The 1284-nt window shown below is 65.0% G+C and carries 1 protein-coding gene; it reads right to left on the bottom strand.

What is annotated here, in order from left to right; all coding sequences use genetic code 11:
- Window positions 1–59: 59 nt before the first annotated feature.
- Window positions 60–1204, bottom strand: a protein-coding gene (locus CRM90_RS29965) for an IS3 family transposase (RefSeq protein WP_502693339.1) whose coding sequence is annotated in 2 segments (ribosomal slippage) — window positions 60–940 and window positions 940–1204 — 1146 coding nt in all. Because the reading frame shifts where the segments join, the coding sequence is not laid out codon by codon here.
- Between the last annotated feature and the right edge of the window lie 80 nt (window positions 1205–1284).

Below are 1284 nucleotides of genomic sequence, written 5' to 3' on the forward strand. Positions count from 1 at the left end.
TGGCGAGTCCCCGATACTGAGTCCACCCCGTTCTCGAGTCGGGTTGGTGTGATCTGTTCTCAGTTGATGCTGCAGGTCACCGGGGTGTGGGTGCACCTGCAGGCTGCAGCGTACTCGGCCGGCGTCAGGTACCCCAGGGCCGAGTGGCGGTGTCGGTGGTTGTGCTCGTGCTTGAAGTCGCCGATGACCACGCGGGCCTCGAACAGGGTGTTCCAGTAGTTGCGGTTGAGGCACTCCTTCCGCAGGCGGTTGTTGAACGATTCGATGTAGCCGTTGTCCCACGGGCAGCCCGGCGGGATGTACACCATCCCGGTCTTGTTCTCGCAGAACCGTTGCAGCGCTTGAGAAACCATCTCCGGCCCGTTGTCCATCCGTAGCACCTTCGGCGGGCCGCCGGCAGCGGCAAAGGCTTTCTCCAACTCGAACACCAGCCGCTCGCCGGTGATCGAGCGCTCCACCACGTGCAGCAGCGAGACCCGGGTGTGTTCATCGATCATCGAGGCGATCTTGATGGCCTTGCCGTCGATGGTGGAGTCGAACTGGAAGTCGATCGCCCACACCACGTTCGGGGCGTCGGCCTCCACCGGTGGGACCGAGGAGATCCCGGCCCGCTTGCGCGGGCTGTGCACACGGACCTGCAGGCCTTCCTCGCGCCACAGCCGGTGAATCTTCTTCTTGTTGACCTCACGGCGCTCGTCGTAGCGCAACGCCGCCCAGGCGCGCCGGAATCCATGGCACGGGTGTTTGGTGGCATACGAGCGCAGCCAGGCCCGCATTTCGGCGTCCGGATCATCAGGGGTCTGCCCGAGCGGCAGGCGGCGGTAGGTGGAGCGGGCCAGCCCAACGGCCTTGCATGCCAGCCGTTCCGACATGCTCAAGGTGTCCTTGAGCATGTCGACGGCGCGGCGCTTGGCAGCTGGGCTCAGAATTTTCCCTTCGCGACCTCCCGCAACGCGTCCTTTTCGAGCTCGGCTTCGACCAGCAGCCGCTTGAGCCGGGAGTTCTGCTCGCGCAGCTCCTTGAGCTCCTTGGCGGCGTCGGTGTCCATGCCGCCGTAGGTGCGCCGCCAGTTGTACAGCGTGGCCGGCGAGACCTGCAGCTCGGCCGCGATCTCCTCGCCGGTCTTGCCCTCGGCAGCCAGCTCATCTGCCCGGCGCAACTTGCGCACGATGTCCTCCGCGGAATTCCGCTTCCGACCAGCCATGTGTCCCATCGTCCCTTCTGGCCCGACATCGGGCCACAGGACTCTAAAACTGGTTGGATTCATTCAGCGGGAACACGCCA

The organism is Mycobacterium sp. ENV421 (assembly GCF_002887815.1).
In the GTDB taxonomy this organism is placed as follows: Bacteria; Actinomycetota; Actinomycetes; order Mycobacteriales; family Mycobacteriaceae; genus Mycobacterium.